The sequence below is a fragment of the Mesorhizobium sp. M8A.F.Ca.ET.165.01.1.1 genome (assembly GCF_004792065.1).
Lineage (GTDB): Bacteria > Pseudomonadota > Alphaproteobacteria > Rhizobiales > Rhizobiaceae > Mesorhizobium.
On the sequence record NZ_SRTH01000082.1, the window covers coordinates 1 to 416 of the forward strand.

A 416-nucleotide genomic window follows, 5' to 3' on the forward strand; every position below is an offset into this window, starting at 1 on the left:
TCCAAGGCGGCGATCATTTCGGCGACGCAATCGGCGGCACTTGCGCTGGTCAAGCACGGCATCAACGTCAACGCCATCGCCCCAGGGGTCGTCGATGGCGAACATTGGGAAGTCGTCGACGCCCACTTCGCCCGCTGGGAGGGACTGAAGGCCGGCGAGAAGAAGGCGGCGGTGGCGAAGTCCGTGCCGATCGGCCGCTTCGCGCGGCCCGAGGACATTGCCGGGCTCGCCGTCTTCCTCGCCTCGTCCGACAGTGATTACATCCTCGCCCAGACCTACAATGTGGACGGCGGCAACTGGATAAGCTGAGGCGTTGCCATCTGGGAGAATGACATGAAAGCCATCCGATTTGCCGCCGCAGGCGTCGCCGGCATGGCGGAGCTGGACATGCCGGAGATCGCGCCGGGACATGCTCT

Annotated in this window: 1 protein-coding gene; it reads left to right on the forward strand. The window is 64.9% G+C overall.

Annotation, left to right across the window (positions count from 1 at the left end; translation table 11 throughout):
* On the forward strand, nucleotides 1–309 hold a 309-nt coding region (locus EN808_RS35210; protein WP_135918222.1), incomplete at its 5' end, for an SDR family oxidoreductase.
* Nucleotides 310–416 lie beyond the last annotated feature (107 nt).